This is a genomic window from Mycobacterium sp. ITM-2016-00317, from assembly GCF_002968295.1.
Classification (GTDB): domain Bacteria; phylum Actinomycetota; class Actinomycetes; order Mycobacteriales; family Mycobacteriaceae; genus Mycobacterium.
The window spans coordinates 5,647,816-5,668,818 of record NZ_CP134399.1 but is presented as its reverse complement, the minus strand read 5'-3'; the positions used below and the strand labels follow the sequence as shown (position 1 = coordinate 5,668,818).

Below are 21,003 nucleotides of genomic sequence, written 5' to 3'. Positions count from 1 at the left end.
GCGCCCATGCGCGGATGCGGGCGCCCGGCGGCCGAGGCCATCGCGGGTTTGCCGACCGGTGCGCACCCAGTACGGGCAAAAGCAAAAATTTCCTAAGAATTCGGAATTCGCACGCGCAAAGCCGCCAGCGCACATCAGTGCAGTACAGAAGGCTAATCGCTGCGAACCCAGCAAATGGGCGTCAGGCGAGGCGCGGTAGTGTGACCTAGTCCGCACTGCGCGGATCCGGCCACCTTCCCCCCGAAAATGGCAGCGCAGCAACGTTATTCACTTGTTATCTGTGAATGGGCCCTCGACCGCCCTGCGGGTTCCGGCGAACGTTGTTAGGTAGGGCTAAGTTGGCACTTCAGGGGCCTTTTGTCATATCGTTTTGAACACTTGTGGCGCATGGGAAAAAGGGCCGTCGTTCAGTGCTGCACGAAGGCGCCCCCGTCGCATAACCGGCTAACGCTCTCGTCCACGGTTGCCGTCCGTAACTTTCCGCCGAGAAGCGTGCACATAGAGGTAGGTGGGAATGGCTCCCAGTCGTCAAGGGCTGTACAACCCGGCGTTCGAACACGATGCGTGTGGCGTGGCGATGGTGGCCGACATCCACGGTCGCCGCAGCCGCGACATCGTCGACAAGGCGATCACCGCGCTGCTGAACCTCGAGCACCGCGGGGCGCAGGGCGCCGAGCCCAACACCGGCGACGGTGCCGGCATCATGCTGCAGGTCCCGGACGAGTTCTTCCGCGCCGTCGTCGACTTCGAGCTGCCCGAACCCGGTAGCTACGCGACGGGCATCGCATTCCTGCCTCAGTCGTCCAAGGATGCCGCCACCGCGTGCGCCGCGGTCGAGAAGATCGCCGAGGCCGAAGGCCTGCAGGTGCTCGGGTGGCGCGACGTGCCCACCGACGAGTCCTCGCTCGGAGCGCTGGCCCGCGACGCGATGCCGACCTTCCGACAGCTGTTCGTCGGTGGCGCCGTCGGGATGGACCTCGAGCGGCGCGCCTTCGTGGTGCGCAAGCGCGCCGAACACGAACTCGGAACCAAGGGCCCCGGCCAGGACGGGCCGGGCCGGGAAACCGTCTACTTCCCAAGTCTTTCCGGGCAGACGTTCGTCTACAAGGGCATGCTGACCACGCCGCAGCTCAAGGCTTTCTACCTCGACCTGCAGGACGAGCGGCTGACCAGCGCGCTGGGCATCGTGCACTCGCGCTTCTCGACCAACACCTTCCCGTCGTGGCCGCTGGCCCACCCGTTCCGGCGCGTCGCCCACAACGGCGAGATCAACACCGTCACCGGCAACGAGAACTGGATGCGGGCGCGCGAGGCGCTGATCCGCACCGACCTGTTCGGCGGCCAGGACCTGGAGAAGGTCACCCCCATCTGCACCCCGGGCGCGTCCGACACCGCGCGGTTCGACGAGGTGCTCGAACTGCTGCACCTGGGCGGACGCAGCCTGCCGCACGCCGTGCTGATGATGATCCCCGAGGCCTGGGAGCGGGCCGAGTCGATGGACCCCGCCCGCAGGGCGTTCTACGAGTTCCACGACTCCCTGATGGAGCCGTGGGACGGCCCGGCCGCGGTCTGCTTCACCGACGGCACCGTGATCGGCGCCGTGCTGGACCGCAACGGCCTGCGCCCGTCGCGCATCTGGGTCACCGCCGACGGCCTGGTCGTGATGGCCTCCGAGGCGGGTGTGCTCGACCTCGACCCGTCCACCGTGGTCAAGAAGATGCGCCTGCAGCCGGGCCGCATGTTCCTGGTCGACACCGCGCAGGGCCGCATCGTCGACGACGAGGAGATCAAGGCCGACCTCGCCGCCGAGCACCCGTACCAGGAATGGCTCGACGCCGGCCTGTTCCAGCTCGACGAGCTGCCGCAGGGCGACTACGTCCGGATGCCGCATCACCGCGTGGTGCTGCGCCAGCAGATCTTCGGCTACACCTACGAGGAGCTCAATCTGCTCGTCGCGCCGATGGCGCGCACCGGCGCCGAGGCGCTCGGTTCCATGGGCACCGACACCCCGATCGCGGTGCTGTCGAAGCGGCCGCGGATGCTCTACGACTACTTCCAGCAGCTGTTCGCCCAGGTCACCAACCCGCCGCTGGACGCCATCCGCGAAGAGGTGGTGACCAGTCTGCAGGGTGCGATGGGTCCCGAGGGCGACCTGCTCAACCCGGGCCCGGAATCGTGCCGCCAGATCGTGCTGCCGCAGCCGATCCTGCGTAACGCCGAGCTGTCCAAGCTGATCTGTGTCGACCCCGACCACGAGATCCGCGGACACAAGCACGGCATGCGCGCCGCGGTCATCCGCTGCCTGTACCCGGTCAACCGCGGTGGGCAGGGCCTCAAGGAAGCCCTCGACAACGTCCGGGCCAAGGTGTCGGCCGCGATCCGCGACGGCGCGCGCATCATCGTGCTGTCCGACCGCGAGTCCAACGAACAGCTGGCGCCGATCCCGTCGCTGCTGTCGGTCTCGGCCGTGCACCACCACCTGGTCCGCGAACGCACCCGCACCCAGGTCGGGCTCGTCGTCGAGGCCGGCGACGCCCGCGAGGTGCACCACATGGCCGCCCTGTGCGGCTTCGGCGCCGCCGCGATCAACCCCTACATGGCCTTCGAATCGATCGAGGACATGGTCGACCGGGGTGTCATCACCGACATCAGCAGCGACCAGGCCAAGGCCAACTACGTCAAGGCCGCGGGCAAGGGCGTGCTGAAGGTGATGTCCAAGATGGGCATCTCGACGCTGGCGTCCTACACCGGCGCGCAGCTGTTCCAGGCCATCGGGATCAGCCAGAAGGTGCTCGACGACTACTTCACCGGACTGTCCTGTCCGGTCGGCGGCATCGACCTCGACGACATCGCCGACGACGTCGCCGCCCGGCACGCGCTGGCCTACCTGGACCGGCCCGACGAATGGGCCCACCGCGAGCTCGAGGTCGGCGGTGAGTACCAGTGGCGCCGCGAAGGGGAGTACCACCTCTTCAACCCCGACACCGTGTTCAAGCTGCAGCACTCGACCCGCACGGGGCAGTACTCGATCTTCAAGGAGTACACCAAGCTCGTCGACGACCAGAGCGAACGGATGGCGTCGCTGCGCGGGCTGCTCAAGTTCCGCGCGGGCGACCGGCCGCCGGTGCCGCTGGAGGAGGTCGAACCGGCGAGCGAGATCGTCAAGCGGTTCTCCACCGGCGCGATGAGCTACGGCTCGATCTCCGCCGAAGCCCATGAGACCCTCGCGATCGCGATGAACCGTCTCGGCGGACGGTCGAACTCCGGCGAGGGCGGCGAGTCCGTCGACCGCTTCGACCGCGCCGAGAACGGCGACTGGCGGCGCAGCGCGATCAAGCAGGTGGCGTCCGGACGGTTCGGGGTGACCAGCCACTACCTGTCCAACTGCACCGACATCCAGATCAAGATGGCCCAGGGCGCCAAGCCCGGTGAGGGCGGACAGCTGCCCGGGCACAAGGTCTACCCGTGGGTGGCCGAGGTGCGGCACTCGACGCCGGGCGTCGGCCTGATCTCGCCCCCGCCGCACCACGACATCTACTCCATCGAAGATCTCGCACAGCTGATCCACGACCTGAAGAACGCCAACCCGCAGGCCCGGGTGCACGTGAAGCTGGTGTCGGAGAACGGCGTCGGCACGGTCGCGGCCGGTGTGTCCAAAGCGCACGCCGACGTGGTGCTGATCTCCGGGCACGACGGCGGCACCGGGGCGACCCCGCTGACGTCGATGAAGCACGCGGGCGCGCCCTGGGAGCTCGGCCTGGCCGAAACCCAGCAGACGTTGCTGCTCAACGGTCTTCGTGACCGCATCGTCGTGCAGGTCGACGGTCAGCTCAAGACCGGCCGCGACGTCGTGGTCGCCGCGCTGCTGGGCGCCGAGGAGTTCGGTTTCGCGACGGCGCCGCTGGTGGTGGCCGGCTGCGTGATGATGCGGGTCTGCCACCTCGACACCTGCCCGGTGGGCGTCGCCACACAGAACCCGCTGCTGCGTCAGCGCTTCAACGGTAAGCCCGAGTTCATCGAGAACTTCTTCCTCTTCATCGCCGAGGAGGTCCGGGAGTTGATGGCCCAGTTGGGTTTCCGCACCGTCAACGAGATGGTCGGTCAGGTCGGGGCGCTGGACACCACGCAGGCGGCCAAGCACTGGAAGGCCCACAAGCTGGACCTGTCGCCCGTGCTGCACGAGCCCGAGTCGGCGTTCATGAACCAGGACCTGTACTGCAGCTCGCGGCAGGACCACGGCCTGGACAAGGCGCTCGACCAGCAGCTGATCGTGCAGTGCCGCGAGGCCCTGGACCGCGGCACGCCGGTCAGGTTCGCCACCACCATCGCCAACGTCAACCGCACCGTCGGCACCATGCTCGGCCATGAGGTCACCAAGGCCTATGGCGGACAGGGACTTCCGGACGGGACGATCGACATCACCTTCGAGGGTTCGGCGGGCAACAGCTTCGGCGCGTTCGTCCCCAAGGGCATCACGCTGCGGGTCTACGGTGACGCCAACGACTACGTCGGCAAGGGACTGTCCGGTGGCCGGATCGTGGTGCGGCCGTCCGACGGCGCGCCCGCGGACTATCCGGCCGAGGACAACATCATCGCGGGCAACGTGCTGCTGTTCGGCGCCACCAGCGGTGAGCTGTTCCTGCGCGGCCAGGTGGGGGAGCGCTTCGCGGTCCGTAACTCCGGGGCCCACGCGGTCGTCGAGGGCGTCGGCGACCACGGCTGCGAGTACATGACCGGTGGCCGGGTGGTGATCCTCGGCCCCACCGGCCGCAACTTCGCGGCCGGTATGTCGGGCGGTATCGCCTACGTCTACGACCCGAACGGCGTGCTGGAGGACAACCTCAACGCCGAGATGGTGGCGCTGGAGGACATGGGCAGTCTGGAGTCCGAGGACTCCACCTTCGTCCACGAGTTGGTCCAGGCGCACGTCGACGCCACCGATTCGGCAGTGGGACAGCGGATCCTGGCCGATTGGCAGAACGAGTTGGGCAAGTTCAGGAAGGTCATGCCGCGCGACTACAAGCGCGTGCTGCAGGCCATCGCGGACGCGGAAGAGGCTGGAGCGGACATGGACGGTATTGCCGAGGCGATCATGGCGGCCGCAAATGGCTGACCCACGCGGCTTCCTCAAGTACACCCACCGCGAGACGCCGAAGCGCCGCTCGGTCGACCTGCGCCTGAAGGATTGGGACGAGGTCTACGAGGAGTTCTCCCACGACACCCTCAAAGAGCAGGCCAGTCGGTGCATGGACTGCGGTATCCCGTTCTGCCACAACGGATGCCCGCTGGGGAACCTGATCCCGGAGTGGAACGACCTGGTGCGCACCGGCCGGTGGCGCGACGCCATCGAGCGACTGCACGCCACCAACAACTTCCCGGAGTTCACCGGCCGGCTGTGCCCGGCGCCGTGTGAGGGCTCGTGTGTCCTGGGCATCAACCAGGATCCGGTCACCATCAAGCAGGTCGAGGTCGAGATCATCGACAACGCCTTCCGCGAGGGATGGGTGGTCCCGTTGCCGCCCACCAAGCTGACAGGCAAGACCGTCGCCGTCGTCGGTTCGGGTCCCGCGGGACTGGCCGCGGCGCAACAGTTGACGCGCGCCGGACACAAGGTCACCGTGTTCGAGCGGGACGACCGCATCGGTGGTCTGCTGCGCTACGGCATCCCCGAGTTCAAGATGGAGAAGCGCCACATCGACCGGCGCCTGGACCAGATGCGCGCCGAAGGCACCGAGTTCCGCACCGGTGTGAACGTCGGCGTGGACATCCCTGCGGCACAACTGCGGTCGGAGTTCGACGCGGTGGTGCTGACCGGCGGTGCGACCGCGCGTCGTGACCTGCCGATCCCGGGACGCGAGCTCGACGGCATCCATCAGGCGATGGAGTACCTGCCGTGGGCCAACCGGGTCCAGCTGGGCGATCCGGTGATCGACGCCGAGGGCCAGCCGCCGATCACGGCCAAGGGCAAGAAGGTCATCATCATCGGCGGTGGCGACACCGGGGCCGACTGCCTCGGCACCTCGCATCGGCAGGGCGCGGTGAGCGTGCACCAGTTCGAGATCATGCCGCGGCCGCCGGAGACGCGTGCCGATTCCACCCCGTGGCCCACCTACCCGCTGATGTACCGGGTGACCTCGGCGCACGAGGAGGGTGGCGACCGCGTCTACTCGGTCAACACCGAGGAGTTCCTCGGCGAGAACGGCCGGGTGACGGGTCTGCGCGGGCACGAGGTCGTGATGAAGGACGGCAAGTTCGAGAAGGTCGAGGGCAGCGACTTCGAGATGGAAGCCGACCTGGTGCTGCTGGCGATGGGTTTCACCGGACCGGAGCGCGAAGGTCTGCTGACCGACCTGCAGGTGGAGATGAGCGATCGCGGCAATGTCGCGCGCAACGACGCGTTCGCGACCTCGGTTCCCGGTGTGTACGTGGCCGGCGACATGGGGCGCGGGCAGTCGCTGATCGTGTGGGCGATCGCCGAAGGGCGGGCGGCCGCCGCGGCGGTGGACCGGTATCTGATGGGCAACACCGCGCTGCCGGCTCCGATCAAGCCGACCGCGGTGCCGCAGCGGTAGCCCTGCCGCGGGGGCCTCAAGCGGGCCGTCAGGCGGCCAGCTGACGCTCGAGTTCCTCCACGTCATGCACGTTCGACATGTATGCGAAACGGCCGTCCTGAATTTCGTAGACGGCGTATTCGGTGATCTCGAAGGAGCGGCCGGTGGGCGTCACACCCAGCCACTCCTTCACCGGGGTGCCGGTATTGATCAGTCGTGCTGCCAGTCGGTTGCCCATGATGAGTAGATCCGTGACCTCCCAGTGGAAGTCGGGTACCGCGTCGATGATGGCCTTGAGGGACTCGACGGTGGCTTCGCGGGTGCGCACCTCGCCGTAGTAGGCGGGCTCATCCCCGATGAACTCGTCCATGCGGTCGAAGTCGCGGGTGTTGGCCGCTGCGACATAGCGCCGGTAGAAGTCGCGCAGGTCGGTGTCGGACATGGTGGCCTTTCGTGTGACGAATCAGGGGTGCCGCCGCGGACGCCGGTCCCGCCGCCGGTTGTGCTGTGGAAAAAGTGGACTCACTCGGTGGGCCAGGTCGACAGTGCGTGCGCGGCGACGACCTGCAACTTCTCTTGGCTGAAGCCGGCCTTGGCCTGCACCGCCATGCCGTGCAGGACGGCCATGATGAAGGCGGCGAGGGCCTCGGGGTCGGCGGTGTGCGGCAGATCGCCCTCGGCCTTGGCTCGCTCGAATCGCTGCCGGAGTTTCTCTTCGCCGTCGGCGCGAGCCTCGATCAACGCTTGGCGTACGGGCTCCGCGTCATCCGATCCGGCCAGGACGCCCTGAATGCCGAGACATCCCGGGTTTTCGGGATACCTCGTGTTGAGGTCGATTGCGTTGAACAGGATGTGTTCGGCGACTTCTCGCGCCGTCGGTAGTTGTAACGCCTGCGGGATGTAATCCAGGTACTGCTCGTAATACCTCGCCAACGCCTGCCGGAACAGCGCTTCCTTGTTGCCGAAAGCCGAGTAGAGGGCGGGCCGTTCCACACCAGTCGCCTTGGTCAGGTCGGTATACGACGCGCCCTCGTACCCTTTGCTCCAGAACACCCGCAGCGCGGCGTCCAGTGCCTCGTCCACGTCGAATTCGCGATGGCGTCCCATCAGCGTGGCCGCCACATTTCCATAATGACCATTACTGAACTTTATCAGCCTTCGCGTGCGGAATTCGGACGCTGGAATGCCGCGGGATCGTCAGGTGGTCGCGGCGAGCATCTCCTCACTGGCAATCCACAGCTGCTTGGCTCGATCGGCGTCGAGCGCGTAGGACATCACCCCGTCGACGGCCGGATTGGGGGTGTCGACGATCGGCGCGACGGCGCAGTGTTCCAGGTAGCGCCCGCCGATCGCGTCTTTGTCGGCGACGACGGCGGCCCAGACCGATGTCGCTGCCGCCTGCGGGATCTCCTTGAGCTGGGCGGCCGGCAGGGCTGCCTCCTCGCGGGCCTTGGCGCTGTTGGCCAGAAGGCTCTGCAAGGCCTCCGGTGCGAAATGGCGGGGGAGATCGGTGAAACTGTTTCCCGGCATCACGGAGGCGGCGCGGATGCCGCGGTGGCGGTGCCGGCTGTCGAATTCGACCGCGAAGAGGGCGTTGGCCGTCTTCGATCGGCCGTAAGCGATCATCGGGTCGTATTCCTGAGCTGTGAAATTCGGATCGTCGAGATCGATGTCGGCCACGCGGTGCGCCTGGGAGGACAACACCACGAGGCGCCCGCCGTCGGCGAGTAGGGGTTCGATCCGGTTGATCAGTGCGAAATGGCCGAGGTGGTTCGTCCCGAACTGGACTTCGAAACCGTCGACGGTCCTGCCGAACGGTGCCGCCATGACGCCGGCATTGGCGATCATGGCATCGAACGTCCGCCCATCGGTCAGCAACTGATCCGCGCAGGCATGGACGCTGCGCAGCGACGCGAGGTCGAGTGCGATCAGGTGCAGGCCGCCGCCTCGGCCGGCGACCGCCTCCCGCACCGATGCTGTCGCGGACTCGGCCTTGGCGAGATCCCTTGCTGTGCCGACGACCTCGGCGCCCCGGGAGGCCAGCGCGCGGGCGGTCTCCAGGCCGATGCCCGACGATACGCCGGTGACGAGGAACCGCTTCCCGGCGAGGTCGATGCCGGAGAGTACTTCGTCGGCGGTCGAGGTCGCGTTGAACTCGTTTGTCATAGCTTTCCTTGATTCATTTGCAGGAGTAATGGATTCGTGCCACGAGGGCGCGGTTCTCAGATCTGGAACCCGCCGGCGATGTCGAGCACGCTGCCGGTGATGTAGTCGGCGTTCGGGCCGGCGAGGAAGCAGACGTTGGCAGCCACCTCGTCGAGCGTTGCGATGCGGCGGATCGCATGGAAGTCCATGATCGTGTCGGGGACGTTGTGGGCGGCATCTGCTGCCATGTCGGTCGGCATGATGCCGGGCTGTATGACGTTGACGGTGATGTTGCGCGGGCCGAGATCACGGGCGACGCCTTTTGCGTAGCCGGCGATGGCGGCCTTGGTGCCGGCGTAGTCCGCGACACCGGGGAAGGCCACGCGGCCGGCGATTCCGGAGCCGATGAAGATGATGCGGCCACCGTCGGTGAGTCTGCGCGCCGCGGCGCGGGTTGTCGCGATGACACCGAGGACGTTGGTCTGCCACTGGTGGTCCAGCGCGTCGGTGTTCAAGTCGGGATCATCGACGAGTTGTCCCTGGACGGTGATCGCCGCGTTGTTCACCAGGATGTCCAGCTTGCCGAAGTGGGACACCACGGCGTCGATCAAGGATGCGGCAGCCGACGAGTCCGCTTGGTCGCTCTTGATCGCGATGGCGCGCACACCCGCGGTCTCGACGTCACCGACGACTGCCTGCGCCTTGCCCGCCGACGCGACGTAGCTGATCGCGATGTCAGCGCCCTGGTCGGCCAATGCCATCGCAGTAGCGGCTCCCAGGCCTCGAGACCCGCCGGTGACGAGAGCGACCTTGCCCTTCAACGGTTGCGTCATCAGCACCCTTTCAGTTTGTGTAATGATCGTTATCGTAACGGCCGGTACGTAAGGTAGCAGTCGAATCCGGGCTGGGCCACGCGAACCCGGACGGAAATGGCGACGAAGGCTTGCGTAGCCGCCGACTCGCCGAACGTGGCAGTACGGGGTGGCGCGTTCCGGCCCGGTTGGTCGGCGGTTCGAAATCGGCTGCGGCGCTGACGGGCTCTGGATTCAGCCCGCGCCACGTGCTGGAAGGGTGCGGTGAAATCTCGTCCGATGCGTCGCCCCCGGCAAATTCAGCGGCTGAGGGCGACTCTCGTTATCGGCCTAGGCGTGCTGGCCCAAGTATTGAGGCCGCATCTAGCCGCTCGACCTGGTTCGACGGCCGTGAACAGAACCGGTGCCGCGGTAGCTCGGCACCGGCTTTCCGGTGGGATTGTCACCAAATCGTCATCCGGGTATCTGGGGTGCAGATTCGGTGGACGAGCCATCTCAGAATGGTGAAGCGACGCCACTTCAGCCACTTCAGTCACACCAGAAACATCCGATCTTTGGTCGGCGTGCCTCCAGCAGTTTGCCGACGGTCAGGTATCTAATGACTCGGTAAGGGGGCTGGGGTAACGTGGCTTCCCGGTTCAGCAAGTGCACACCGCAGGAGTAATCGCCATGTACCAAAACCCGATTACCCGTACCCGGGTGGGTCGAATCGCCTGGACATTGTTCCGCCACCCTGTCAAGAGTCGCGAGTTCCCCGCCAAGGCGGAGCGCCTCATCACCGCCGCCGAGATGTCGCGCTACGGCGTATAGCGAACCCCGCCGGGCGGCCGTGCCGCACGGGAGGGCCCTCTTTGGTTGTTTGCTTGCCGTAATCAGTCCGTGACTGTCAGCCGACTTTGCTGCCGAGCAGCCCGGACGCCCGGATCTTGTCGGCCAGCGGCTCCAACACCGCAGCATCGTAGGGCGGCGGTAGGTAGATGATCGCGAGGTCCAGGCCTTCGCTGCCCAGCGCGGCAGCCTCGGCGATCACCTTGTCATAGTCGCGGTCGGCTCCGAGGCGCACGTGCGCCGACAGCGCGATCTCGGCCGGGTCGCGGCCGATGTCGGCGCAGTGCGACGCGAGCACGTCGCGCTTACGCGCGAACTCCTCCGGTGGGCCGCCGACGAAGTTCCAGTGGTCGGCGTACTTCGCGGTGATCCGCAGGGTCCGCTTCTCCCCACTGCCGCCGATGCAGATCGGTGGATGGGGCTGCTGCGGGCCCTTCGGCTCGTTACGCGCGTCCTTGAGTTGATAGAACTTGCCGTCGAACGTGGTGGACTCCTGCGAGAGCAGGCTCTGCAGCACCTCGCAGGCTTCCTCGAAGCGGTCGAAGCGCTCCTTGATCGAGCCGAGCTCGATGCCGTACGCGCCGGATTCCTCCTCGTTCCAGCCGGCGCCGATGCCGAGCTCGAGGCGTCCGCCGGACACGATGTCGAGCGCGGAGGCCATGTTGGCCAGCACGGCGGGGTGCCGATAGTGGATGCCGGTGACCAGGACGCCGACCCGCAGCCGGGTGGTCGCCTGGGCGAGGGCGGTCAGGGTGACCCAGCCTTCCAGACACGGCCCGGCCGAGTCCGAGAAGATCGGATAGAAGTGGTCGAAGGTCCAGCCGGACTCGAAGACATCGATGTCGTCCGCGGCCTTCCAGACCGTCAGCATGTCCGACCAGGTGGTGTTCTGCGGGGACGTTTTGAACGCGAATCTCACCCGTTCGACTGTAGGCCGATGAGTTCGGGTGCGCCGGACAGTCGAAACGGACATGATCGATATGACCAAGGCATGCGGCCGCACCGCCGGACTTCTGAGCCAGGTGCGTGACGACCAACTCCAGGCCGCCACCCCGTGCCGCGAGATGAACCTGGGGGCGGTGATCGCCCACCTCGGCGGTCTGGCGCCGGCCTTCGACGCCGCCGCACGGAAGGACTTCGGGCCCCTGACCGACACCCCGCCGCAACTCGGCGACGGCCCGGAGGCCGACTGGCGGCAGGCCTACCCGCCGCGGCTCACCGCGCTGGCCGAAGCGTGGCGCGACCCCGCGGCATGGCAGGGGATGTCCCGGGCGGGCGGGGTCGACTTCCCGGCCGAGGTCGGCGGCATGATCGCGCTCTGCGAGGTGGTGGTGCACGGCTGGGACGTGGCCGCGTCGGCAGGGCTGGCCTACGACGTCGACGACCGGGACCTCGAAGCCCTGCTGCCACACGTGCGGTCGTACGCCGAGGAGGCGCCCATCGAAGGTCTGTTCGCCGCACCGGTGCCGGTGGGCGAGGACGCGCCGCTGCTGGATCGGGTGATCGCGCTGACCGGTCGCGACCCCGGGTGGGCTAGTTAGGACCGGGAGCCACGAGCGACGTCAATTCCGTTCCCTCGTCGGACAGTTGGACGAGAGCGGTGCCGATGCGCCATACATTGCGCCAGGAACCGGGAGGAGAGCTGACTACCCAAAGTCGCTCGCAGGTGTCCAGATCGGTGGCAACGGTGTCGAGTCCGACGGTCGGGTTGCCGTCCGAGGTCACGGCGATCCGGCCGTCGTAGCCGAGATAGCCGGCGGCCATGTCGAGGTCCGTGCACCTCTTGCCCTCTTGTCCGGTGCGCAGGTCGAACTGGGCCCACCCGCGGGTCTCGAATTCGCCGGCGTTGACGATGAGCCGTGAACCGACCAGACGCTCCGGCCATCCCCATTTGCCATCCGACTCGAACACTTTCCCGCCATGGGGTGTGTATATCCGCCATTCGTGGCCGTCTCCGGAGGGCGTGAGAACCGGTAGGTCGAAGAATGGCAACTGCGGGGGCAGTCGCCCGTCGATTGCTTCGTCCGTGGTCTGGCGCCCCTGTTCGTCGAAGAGCAGGATCTTTCGGTCGAACTGCCCGAAGTCGATCACCGCGGCGAATCCACCGGGGTAGATCAGCGTTTCCTGTTGCTCGGCCCCGTCGGGCAGATCAGGTTTGATCACCCGGCCATCGGTCAGGGAGAAGGTCACGGTGCCGAAAGATCCTCGACCCGAGGAAGTCTGCGATGCGATAGCCGGCGGAGAGATGTCGAGCCTGCGGAGGTATCGCAGCGAAGTATCCCCGGCTCCGGGGACGAACCAGGTGGTCTGGGCCTCGGGCCCTATGCCGTAGACGCCTTCGTGCTCGGACTCCGCCACGGCATGGATGCCGACCTGACGGGCGTTCAGCTCGTTCGGCCGCACATTGAGATCTGTTGGGCCGGAGTGGACTACATGGCCGGTACGGGAACTGATGACCCACGCGGTACGACCCTCGGTATCGGGCGTGATGCACAAAACTGCGTCTGTGCCGTTGAGGAAGCACGCCGGCTTGCCGCCGCTGTTCAGTGGGACGGGCGCGAAAAGTGGCTGTCCGGTGGCGCTATTGGCGCCGACAAGCCACCACTGGGGGGCGGTGGTACCAGGACTCTGACTGAGCAGGAACGCACGCTCTTCGATGCTCCCGACCAGGGGGGCGGAGTGCATCGGCATCGGGTCGGTGACGAACCGGCTGCCGTCAGGGAGGCCGAAATCGGTCACCGCGAGTCGCCATCCTGCCACCGGTCTGTGCTCCATCGAGGATGCAAGGAACATCTGCGGCGGTGGATCCCACGCCACGCGGCGCTCGACGAACTCGTCGGCACCGCCGCGCAGGTGCATGCCGGCCGCGGCCAACGCGAGGACAACGGCGAGTGCCGCAGTGAACGCGACAGGCCATCGGCGCCCCTTCTTCGGACCAGGCGGCTCCGGCGAAGCCTGTTCCCCGCGAGTCCATCCGGGGGGTGTCTTCCACCTCGGCCGGTCGGTCATGCGTCGTCGCCCGCGTAGCAGAGCGCAAAAACCCGTTGTTGCTCCTCGGTGACTCTCTCCGGGCGGGGGAGCCCGAGGTCGCGCTCGAGGAAGCTGGCCGTTCTCGCCGGGTCCTGGCCCCGGGCCCGCATCAGCATCGCAAGCACGGCATGCTGGCCCGCTCGTGCCTGCATTTGTGCGAGCGTGGTGATCAGCGTGATCTCGGCGGCGAGTTCGGTCTCGGTCATGGACAGAGGAGGCGCCAGATCGACCCGAACGATACGGCCGCTCATGAGTACCGTCGCCGACACAGTCCCGGCGGGATTGGTGGCAGTGAAAAGAACGGTACGAATTGTTTCGTCGGCTGGATTCGGTTCGTGGATGTCCACCGCCGCAAGGTCGGACGTCTCGAAACCGTCGCCGCCGGGATCGTCGGGTGAATCCAGCCAGGGGTTCACATCTGGCATTCTCGGCCGATGTTGCGTCCGGCCAAGTAGTCGGTGTTCGAGTAGTTCGCCGCCGCGGTCGAGAGCTTCGAGGCCAGGTCGTTCGAGCGCTTCATCAGCTGGACCCCTGCCGTGTTTCGCGCCCCGTCCGTGACGGAAAGCGCGGCGCTCGTTGCTGCACAGGCCAATCCGTGGGTCGCCAATACCCGTGGCGCCACATCGCCGGCCGAGCGATTGGCTCCGGTGAACTGATCGGCCGCCCGCGCCTGCTTGTCGGCCAGTTCGCCGATGTGTTCGGTGAGGACGTGGAGGTTCTGCTGAGGAGCCGTCAACGCGATTCCACCCGCCTTTCGGGGGTCGGACGATCCATGTCGAGCGGTGGCCGCGCTGAAGGCGAGCCTTGCGGTCCAGAGGCAGACCCGTCGGCCGGCGCAGGCCTGCCGCGAGGAGCCGATGAACCGGTCGGGAGACCGGCCGGGGCTGCAGGCGCCGGTGGGGGCCTGCCCGGCGACGGAACGTGGCCGCGACCGTAGGGAGCGGCGGGAGGGCCCCACTCCGGGGAGGTATCAGGTACCTCGTACTCATCGGGGTTCGCGATCCGGCGCGGCAGATGGGCAAGGTCGTCGGACTGCCGGACAAGTGCGCCGCAGGGCCCACCGAGTATTGGGTCTCGCGCCAGAGCCCGGTCCTCTTCGGCCATCGCGGCTATGGTGTCGTCGTAACCGTCGCTGGCCTGCAGGATCTTCGCCGCATTCGTTGCCGCGTCCTTGACGAGGATCGCCATGGCCGTGTTTGTGGTGGCCATCGCGTCGGCCGCGGCCGCGACGTCGGCGGCAGCCTTCGCGGCTGCCAGGCCTGGCACGAAGTTCATCCAGGAGGTGGACAGCCCGAAGTCATACAGATACTGCGAAGCGTCGTCCAAGGTCTCGCGGGTTCGAAGGACCTGATCCGCCTCGATGGCCAACGTCCGCGCGATCGCCGCATCCGCCGCTTGCACGGCAGAAGTGCGCCGTCGGTGTTCGTGGTTCGCCGTCGTATACGCGTCGGCGCCGGCACCATCCCATGTGTCCTGAGCCGGCGTCGCATCGACAAGCGTCTCCACCGTTTCGTGCAGACGGCCGGCAGATTCGCGGTACCCGTTTCCCGCATCGGGGTCGCCCGAGCCGGTGAGGGCCTTCTCTGCTTCGATCGCCAACTGGGCGGCGCTCAGAATTTTGGAGTCGGCCAGTTTGGCCGCTTCGCCGACGTATCGGCGAGGGACGTCGCCGAGACTGACCCCGAGATTCTCCAAACCGGACGCGACGCCGACGAGATCCCCGATGATGTTCCGCCCGTCGGTCACAGCCCCGTGGACGTCGCCGGTCACGACGTTGGCGATCAAGCTCGGGACATCTCGGACGCCGCTTCTGACCCCGTCGCCGATGGCGATGAGATCATCGAACAGCCCCACGACCCGAACCTCCCGCTCAGCGACGCTATCACCGCCGAAGAGGGGGTCCGCGCACGAATTTTCTGCGCCCGGTCAGGGCACACTGGACGGATGGACCCGGTCGCCGCGCTACGCCAGATCGCGTATTACAAGGACCGTGCGCGGGAGGACCCGCGCCGGGTGATGGCCTACCGCAACGCCGCTGACGTCGTCGAAGCGCTCACCGACGCCCAACGCGAGAAGCACGGCGCGGCCAACAGCTGGCAGGCGCTGCCCAAGGTGGGCCCCAAGACCGCGAAGGTCATCGCCCAGGCGTGGGCCGGCCGCGAACCCGACGTGCTGGTGGAACTGCGGGAGGCCGCACAGGACCTCGGCGGCGGCGACATCCGCGCCGCGCTGCGCGGGGATCTGCACGTGCACTCGAACTGGTCGGACGGGTCCGCGCCGATCGAGGAGATGATGCTGGCCGCCCGCGACCTCGGTCACGAGTACTGTGCGCTCACCGACCACTCGCCACGGCTGCGGGTGGCCAACGGGTTGTCCCCGGAGCGCCTGCGCGAACAGCTCGAGGTGATCGACGAGATCCGCGAAAAGGTCGCCCCCATGCGGATTCTCACCGGTATCGAGGTCGACATCCTCGAAGACGGGTCCCTGGACCAGGAACCCGAACTGCTGGAGCGGCTCGACGTCGTCGTCGCCAGCGTGCACTCCAAGCTCGCGATGGACGCGGCCGCGATGACCCGGCGCATGATCAAGGCCGTCACCAACCCCCACGCCGACGTACTCGGGCACTGCACCGGGCGACTGGTCACCGGAGGTCGCGGGGTGCGGCCCGAGTCGAAGTTCGACGCCGAAGCGGTGTTCACCGCGTGCCGGGAGGCGGGCACCGCCGTCGAGATCAACTCGCGGCCGGAGCGGCGGGATCCGCCGACCCGGCTGCTCACGCTGGCGATGGACATCGGATGCGTGTTCTCCATCGACACCGACTCGCACGCGCCCGGACAGCTGGAGTTCCTCGGCTACGGCGCGCAGCGCGCACTCGAGGTGGGGCTGGAACCCGAACGCATCGTCAACACCTGGCCTGCCGACGATCTGCTGGCCTGGACCCGCACCGGCTAGCCCCAACGCGGACAACAGCTTCGACGCTGCGGTGCGGATGCCGCGGCGACGGGACCGTGTGCGGGGCGCGTCAGTCGGGCAGCATCGGCATCTCCACTCCCGGGTCACGGCCGACGAGCACGCCGCGGGTCAACGCGGCGTTGCCGTAGCGTCCGCGCACCTTGTCGATCGCGAGGTCGATGGTCAGCGAATCAGCCGGATCGGCGGCCGCGGCGAACGGCAATTCCAGCTGCTGTGCCCCGTCGCGGTCGATGTTGCACACCGCGAACCCGACCAGGGTGAGCCCGCGCTCGGCGATCAACGGGCGTGCGCCGTCCACCAGCTGGCGTGCCGCGCCGAGGATCGCGTCCGTCGACGCCGTGGCCGTCGGCATGGTGTGCGACCGGGTGGCCCGCCCGAAGTCGTCGAACCGCAACCGCAGCACCACCGTGCGGCCGGAGCGCCCCGCCCTGCGCATCCGGCGGGTGATGCGGTCGACCAGGTTCACCACCACCGCGTCCACCTCGGCCGCCGACATCGCGCTGCCCGCACGGCCCAGCGCACGCTGCGCGCCGACCGACCGTCTCCGCTGCCCGGTCACCACGCGTCGGCGGTCGATGTTGTGCGACAACGCGAACAACTGGCGCCCCATCGCGCCGCCCACCAGCGACCCCAGGGTCGTCTCGCTCAGTTCGGCGACATCGGCGACCGACTCGATGCCGTGCGCGCGCAGCTTGTCGGCGGTCTTGGCGCCGACCCCCCACAGCCGGTGCACCGGTAGCGGATGCAGGAACGCCAGCTCGCGATCGGGCGGCACCAACAGCAGGCCGTCGGGCTTGGCCTCCTGGCTGGCCACCTTGGCAAGGAACTTGGTGCGTGCGATCCCCACGGTGATCGGCAGTCCGACCTCGTCGCGGACCCGCTCGCGCAGCCGCGCCCCGATCTGCAGCGGGGTGCCCGACACCCGGCCCAGCCCGGACGCGTCGAGGAACGCCTCGTCGACGGAGAGCGGCTCGACCACCGGCGAGGTGTCGCGGAAGACGCTGAACACGGCGTCGCTGGCCTGGGAGTACGCCGTCATCCGGGGCGGCACCACGATCGCGTGCGGGCACAGCGCCAGCGCCTGCCTGCCACCCATCGCGGTGCGCACCCCGTAGGCCTTCGCCTCGTAGCTGGCGGCCAGCACCACGCCGCCGCCGACGAGGACCGGCCGCCCGCGCAGGGACGGATCGTCACGCTGCTCGACCGAGGCGTAGAACGAGTCGAGATCAGCGTGCAGGATGGCCGGCGGTGCCGACGGTGCCGGCGATGCCGACGATGGGGGAGACGCCGCCTGAGCACCGGACACGAACATATGTTCGCATCGCGGTCCGACAGATCAAAGACCCTGGCCGTAAATGCTGGTCGTCCAGATGTGGACCAGGTTGTCCAGCACCCGGTGGTCGGGGATCGACGGCTCATGCCCGGCGAACGCTGCCGTCATCACCGACTCGTTCAGCAGGTTCAGCGCGGTCGACAGCTCCATCGCGGGCACCGTGACCGGCGCCGCGCCGTCGGCGCGTTCTGCTTCGATCACCGCGGCGATGTGGGTGATCCAGCGCTGCATCGACGTCGCCCACAGCGCGCGCGCCTCGGAGTTGCTGTTCTGCACCCCGGCGGTCGCCGCGGCGCACACCGCACGATGGGCGCCGAACGTCTCGAAGAACACGTTGATGCCGCGACGCCAGACGGCGCGGCGGTCGGCAGGCCGGTCGGCGATCAGCCGGGTCAGGGCCGCGTCGGCCTCGGCGATCACCCGCTCCAACAGCGTCAGCAGGACCGCGTCCTTGGAGGGAAAGTAGAAGTAGAACGTCGGCCGCGAGATCCCCGCGCCCTTGGCCAGGTCGTCGACGGAGATCTCGGCCAGTGGGCGGTCCGCCAGCAGACGCTCGGCGGTCTCCAGGATCGCCAGTTCGCGATCGTCACCGGACGGGCGGGCGGCGCGCCGGCCCCGGGCGGGGCGGGCCTGGCTGGTGGTGCTCACGGACCCGACTTTACATGGTGTCGAAATACTCGACAGGGTGTTGACTGGTTCGACACGGCGTTGATAGCTTTACGCCATGACCGAATTTGTCGACGTTGTGATCGTGGGGGCCGGGATCTCCGGCATCAGCGCCGCCTGGCACCTGCAGGACCGCTGTCCCGGTAAGAGCTACGTGATCCTCGAACGCCGCGAGAATCTGGGCGGCACCTGGGACCTGTTCAAGTACCCCGGCATCCGCTCGGACTCCGACATGTTCACCCTCGGCTTCCGGTTCAAGCCGTGGACCTCCGACAAGGCCATCGCCGACGGACCGTCGATCATGGCCTACCTCAAGGAGACGGTCGCCGAGTACGGCATCGACAAGCACATCCGCTACGGGCAGAACGTCAAGTCCGCCGACTGGAGCGACGCCGACAACCGGTGGACGGTGCGTATCGACCGCGCCGGCGAGGAAGTCGAGATCTCCGCGCGCTACCTGATGGCCTGCAGCGGCTACTACAACTACGACCAGGGCTACGCGCCCGAGTTCGCCGGCACGGACGACTTCGAGGGCACCATCATCCATCCGCAGCACTGGCCTGAGGATCTGGACTACGCGGGTAAGAAGATCGTCGTCATCGGCAGTGGTGCCACCGCGGTGACTTTGATTCCCGCCCTTGCCAAGACGGGCGCGGGTCACGTCACGATGCTGCAGCGCTCACCGACCTACATCGGTTCGCTGCCCGACGTCGACCCGTTCACGGTGCGGATGAACAAGACGCTGCCCACCAAGACCGCCTACGTCGTGAACCGTTGGAAAAGCATCATATTCCAGTCGGCGCAGTACCAGATCGCCCGGCGTTTCCCGAATTTCATGCGCAAGACACTGATGACGATGGCCCAGCGGCGCCTACCCGAGGGTTACGACGTCGCCAAGCATTTCGGGCCCACCTACAACCCGTGGGACGAGCGGCTGTGCCTGGCGCCCAACGGCGACCTGTTCAAGACGATCCGGGCCGGTAACGCCGACGTCGTCACCGACACCATCGAGCGGTTCACCAAGACCGGAATCCAGCTGACCTCCGGTCAGCACATCGACGCCGACATCGTCGTCACCGCAACGGGTCTGAACCTGCAGTTGTTCGGCGGCGCCGTCATCTCGCGCAACGGTGAGCCGATCGAGCTCAACGACACGATGGCCTACAAGGGCATGCTGCTGACCGACATGCCCAACATGGCGTTCACCATCGGCTACACGAACGCCTCGTGGACCCTGAAGGCCGACCTGGTGTCCGAATTCTTCTGCCGCATCATCAATTACATGGATGAGCACTCATACGACCGGGTCGAACCGCGCCATCCCGGCAACAGCGTCGACGAACGTCCGCTGATGGACTTCACACCGGGATACGTGCTGCGCGCACTGGACTACCTGCCGAAGGCCGGCTACGGGCGCCGTGGCGACTCAAGCAGAACTACCTACTCGACCTGCAGCTGATCCGGCGCGGCAAGGTCGACGACGACGCGCTGGCGTTCACCCGGCACGACGCGGCGGTCTCGGCCACTGCGTGATCAGTCCTCGGCGATGACGACGATCCCGTCGTCATCGCTGTGGGCGACGTGACCGGGGACGAACACCACGCCGCCGAACTCGACCGCCACGTCGCGCTCGCCCCGGCCGGTCTTGGTGCTCTTGCGCGGATTCGTGCCGAGCGCCTTGATGCCGATGTCGAGGGTGCGCAGGGTGGCGGCGTCACGCACCGCGCCGTTGACGATCAGGCCGGACCACCCGTTGGTGCGGCCGAGTTCGGCGATCACGTCGCCGACCAGCGCGGTGTGCAGCGAGCCGCCACCGTCGATCACCAGCACCCCGCCGTCACCGGGTTCGGACAGCACGGACTTGAGCAGCGCGTTGTCCTCGAAACACCGCACCGTGGTGATCGGTCCGGCGAACTGCTCGCGGCCGCCGTACTGGCGAAGCTGCAGGTCGCAGCTGCGGACGTCGGGGCCGATGTCGTCGACCAGGTCAGCGGTGGGGCGCGGTGTCACAGTCACCCGGCGATTATCTCAGCCCCGACAGCGCCTTGGCCACGACGAGCCCCCACCCCGCAGCCGCGACGGCGGCCAGGCCTGCGCCCTGCCCCGGTCGTCTCATGAAAACCGTTGGTGCCGAACGGCTCAGCGGGCCTCTCGGTGGTGCAGCAGGCCGCACCGCGCTGCGGTGATCCCGGCCACGGTGCCGGCCGCCTCAGTCCCCGCTGCTGTGGCGCGCGGCCAGGAACACCACCACGACCGCCAGAATCCCGGTGACCACCGCCGCCACCAGCGGTAGACGTGACGAATCCGCCGTGTCCGGCGGTACTGGCACCGGAGCAGAGATCGCCGTACTCGCGGTCGCCACCGTCGATTTCGCTTGGGCGGCAGTCTCTTCGGCTGCTGCGGCCAGGTCGGGCTGGACGGGCACCGCCTTCGCCGGCGGTGCGGCTTTCTTGGCGGGAGCGGCCTTCTTGGCCGGGGCTTTCCTGGCGGGCGCTGCCTTCTTCGCCGCAGCCTTCTTGGCCGGGGCCTTCTTCGCGGGCGCGGCCTTCTTGGCAGCAGCCTTCTTCACCGGCGGTGCCGGAGGGGGCACCGCAGGGGTTGCGGCATCGGGACTTTCGTCTGGCCGATCCGACTGGTCTGCCATCTGTGCTCCTTCGAGAGTGTC

At 67.5% G+C, this 21,003-nt stretch carries 17 protein-coding genes and 1 pseudogene; 5 read left to right on the top strand and 13 right to left on the bottom strand.

Annotation, left to right across the window (positions count from 1 at the left end; genetic code table 11):
• Positions 1–514 precede the first annotated feature (514 nt).
• Positions 515–5,113 (top strand): glutamate synthase large subunit, encoded by a 4,599-nt coding sequence (gene gltB / locus C6A87_RS27170; RefSeq protein WP_311115065.1) that lies wholly within the window; start codon positions 515–517, stop codon positions 5,111–5,113.
• A complete protein-coding gene (locus tag C6A87_RS27165) occupies positions 5,106–6,572 on the top strand; it encodes a glutamate synthase subunit beta (protein WP_311115064.1) in 1,467 nt (488 codons plus the stop codon). The genes gltB and C6A87_RS27165 overlap by 8 nt, the downstream gene beginning before the upstream one ends.
• A gap of 28 nt (positions 6,573–6,600) precedes the next feature.
• Here C6A87_RS27165 and C6A87_RS27160 read toward each other — a convergent pair whose 3' ends face one another.
• The 5 genes from C6A87_RS27160 to C6A87_RS27140 form a co-directional block, all read right to left on the bottom strand.
• Positions 6,601–6,993 (bottom strand): ester cyclase, encoded by a 393-nt coding sequence (locus tag C6A87_RS27160; RefSeq protein ID WP_311115063.1) that lies wholly within the window; start codon positions 6,991–6,993, stop codon positions 6,601–6,603.
• Between the two features lie 80 nt (positions 6,994–7,073).
• Positions 7,074–7,673, bottom strand: coding sequence for a TetR/AcrR family transcriptional regulator (locus C6A87_RS27155; protein ID WP_311115062.1), 600 nt, complete (start codon positions 7,671–7,673; stop codon positions 7,074–7,076).
• A 75-nt stretch (positions 7,674–7,748) separates the two neighbouring features.
• Positions 7,749–8,717, bottom strand: coding sequence for an SDR family NAD(P)-dependent oxidoreductase (locus C6A87_RS27150; RefSeq protein ID WP_311115061.1), 969 nt, complete (start codon positions 8,715–8,717; stop codon positions 7,749–7,751).
• A gap of 56 nt (positions 8,718–8,773) precedes the next feature.
• Positions 8,774–9,529 (bottom strand): SDR family oxidoreductase, encoded by a 756-nt coding sequence (locus C6A87_RS27145; RefSeq protein ID WP_311115060.1) that lies wholly within the window; start codon positions 9,527–9,529, stop codon positions 8,774–8,776.
• Between the two features lie 865 nt (positions 9,530–10,394).
• Positions 10,395–11,255 carry an LLM class F420-dependent oxidoreductase gene (locus C6A87_RS27140; protein ID WP_311115059.1) on the bottom strand — a complete coding sequence of 287 codons (861 nt, stop codon included), beginning with the start codon at positions 11,253–11,255 and terminating at the stop codon, positions 10,395–10,397.
• Positions 11,256–11,307: 52 nt separating this feature from the next.
• Here C6A87_RS27140 and C6A87_RS27135 point away from each other — a divergent pair, with 52 nt between their 5' ends.
• Positions 11,308–11,877, top strand: coding sequence for a TIGR03086 family metal-binding protein (locus tag C6A87_RS27135; RefSeq protein WP_311115058.1), 570 nt, complete (start codon positions 11,308–11,310; stop codon positions 11,875–11,877).
• On the opposite strand, the gene C6A87_RS27130 is transcribed toward C6A87_RS27135, so the two are convergent.
• The 4 genes from C6A87_RS27130 to C6A87_RS27115 form a co-directional block, all read right to left on the bottom strand.
• Positions 11,870–13,210: a hypothetical protein gene (locus C6A87_RS27130; RefSeq protein ID WP_311115057.1), complete on the bottom strand. Its 1,341-nt coding sequence runs from the start codon at positions 13,208–13,210 to the stop codon at positions 11,870–11,872. The two genes, C6A87_RS27135 and C6A87_RS27130, sit on opposite strands and share 8 nt — an antisense overlap.
• A 131-nt stretch (positions 13,211–13,341) precedes the next feature.
• Positions 13,342–13,782, bottom strand: a complete 441-nt coding sequence (locus C6A87_RS27125) for a YbaB/EbfC family DNA-binding protein (protein ID WP_311115056.1) — start codon at positions 13,780–13,782, stop codon at positions 13,342–13,344.
• Positions 13,779–14,102: an ESX-1 secretion-associated protein gene (locus C6A87_RS27120; RefSeq protein ID WP_311115055.1), complete on the bottom strand. Its 324-nt coding sequence runs from the start codon at positions 14,100–14,102 to the stop codon at positions 13,779–13,781. The genes C6A87_RS27125 and C6A87_RS27120 overlap by 4 nt, the downstream gene beginning before the upstream one ends.
• Positions 14,099–15,220 (bottom strand): EspA/EspE family type VII secretion system effector, encoded by a 1,122-nt coding sequence (locus C6A87_RS27115; protein ID WP_311115054.1) that lies wholly within the window; start codon positions 15,218–15,220, stop codon positions 14,099–14,101. The genes C6A87_RS27120 and C6A87_RS27115 overlap by 4 nt, the downstream gene beginning before the upstream one ends.
• Positions 15,221–15,310: 90 nt before the next feature.
• Between C6A87_RS27115 and C6A87_RS27110 the strand changes: the two genes are divergently transcribed.
• Positions 15,311–16,318, top strand: a complete 1,008-nt coding sequence (locus C6A87_RS27110) for a PHP domain-containing protein (RefSeq protein ID WP_311115053.1) — start codon at positions 15,311–15,313, stop codon at positions 16,316–16,318.
• 70 nt (positions 16,319–16,388) lie between these two features.
• Here the strand turns inward: C6A87_RS27110 and dinB are convergent, their stop codons facing one another.
• Both dinB and C6A87_RS27100 read right to left on the bottom strand, forming a co-directional pair.
• Positions 16,389–17,651, bottom strand: coding sequence for a DNA polymerase IV (dinB, locus tag C6A87_RS27105; protein WP_311115052.1), 1,263 nt, complete (start codon positions 17,649–17,651; stop codon positions 16,389–16,391).
• A 24-nt stretch (positions 17,652–17,675) separates the two neighbouring features.
• A complete protein-coding gene (locus C6A87_RS27100) occupies positions 17,676–18,320 on the bottom strand; it encodes a TetR/AcrR family transcriptional regulator (protein WP_311115051.1) in 645 nt (214 codons plus the stop codon).
• Between the two features lie 76 nt (positions 18,321–18,396).
• Here C6A87_RS27100 and C6A87_RS27095 point away from each other — a divergent pair.
• Positions 18,397–19,923: pseudogene (locus C6A87_RS27095) on the top strand (flavin-containing monooxygenase).
• Here the strand turns inward: C6A87_RS27095 and rraA are convergent.
• Together rraA and C6A87_RS27085 are read right to left on the bottom strand one after the other, a co-directional pair.
• Positions 19,872–20,354, bottom strand: coding sequence for a ribonuclease E activity regulator RraA (rraA, locus tag C6A87_RS27090; protein WP_311115050.1), 483 nt, complete (start codon positions 20,352–20,354; stop codon positions 19,872–19,874). The pseudogene C6A87_RS27095 and the gene rraA overlap by 52 nt on opposite strands.
• 193 nt (positions 20,355–20,547) lie before the next feature.
• A complete protein-coding gene (locus C6A87_RS27085; RefSeq protein WP_311115049.1) occupies positions 20,548–20,982 on the bottom strand; it encodes a hypothetical protein in 435 nt (144 codons plus the stop codon).
• Between the last annotated feature and the right edge of the window lie 21 nt (positions 20,983–21,003).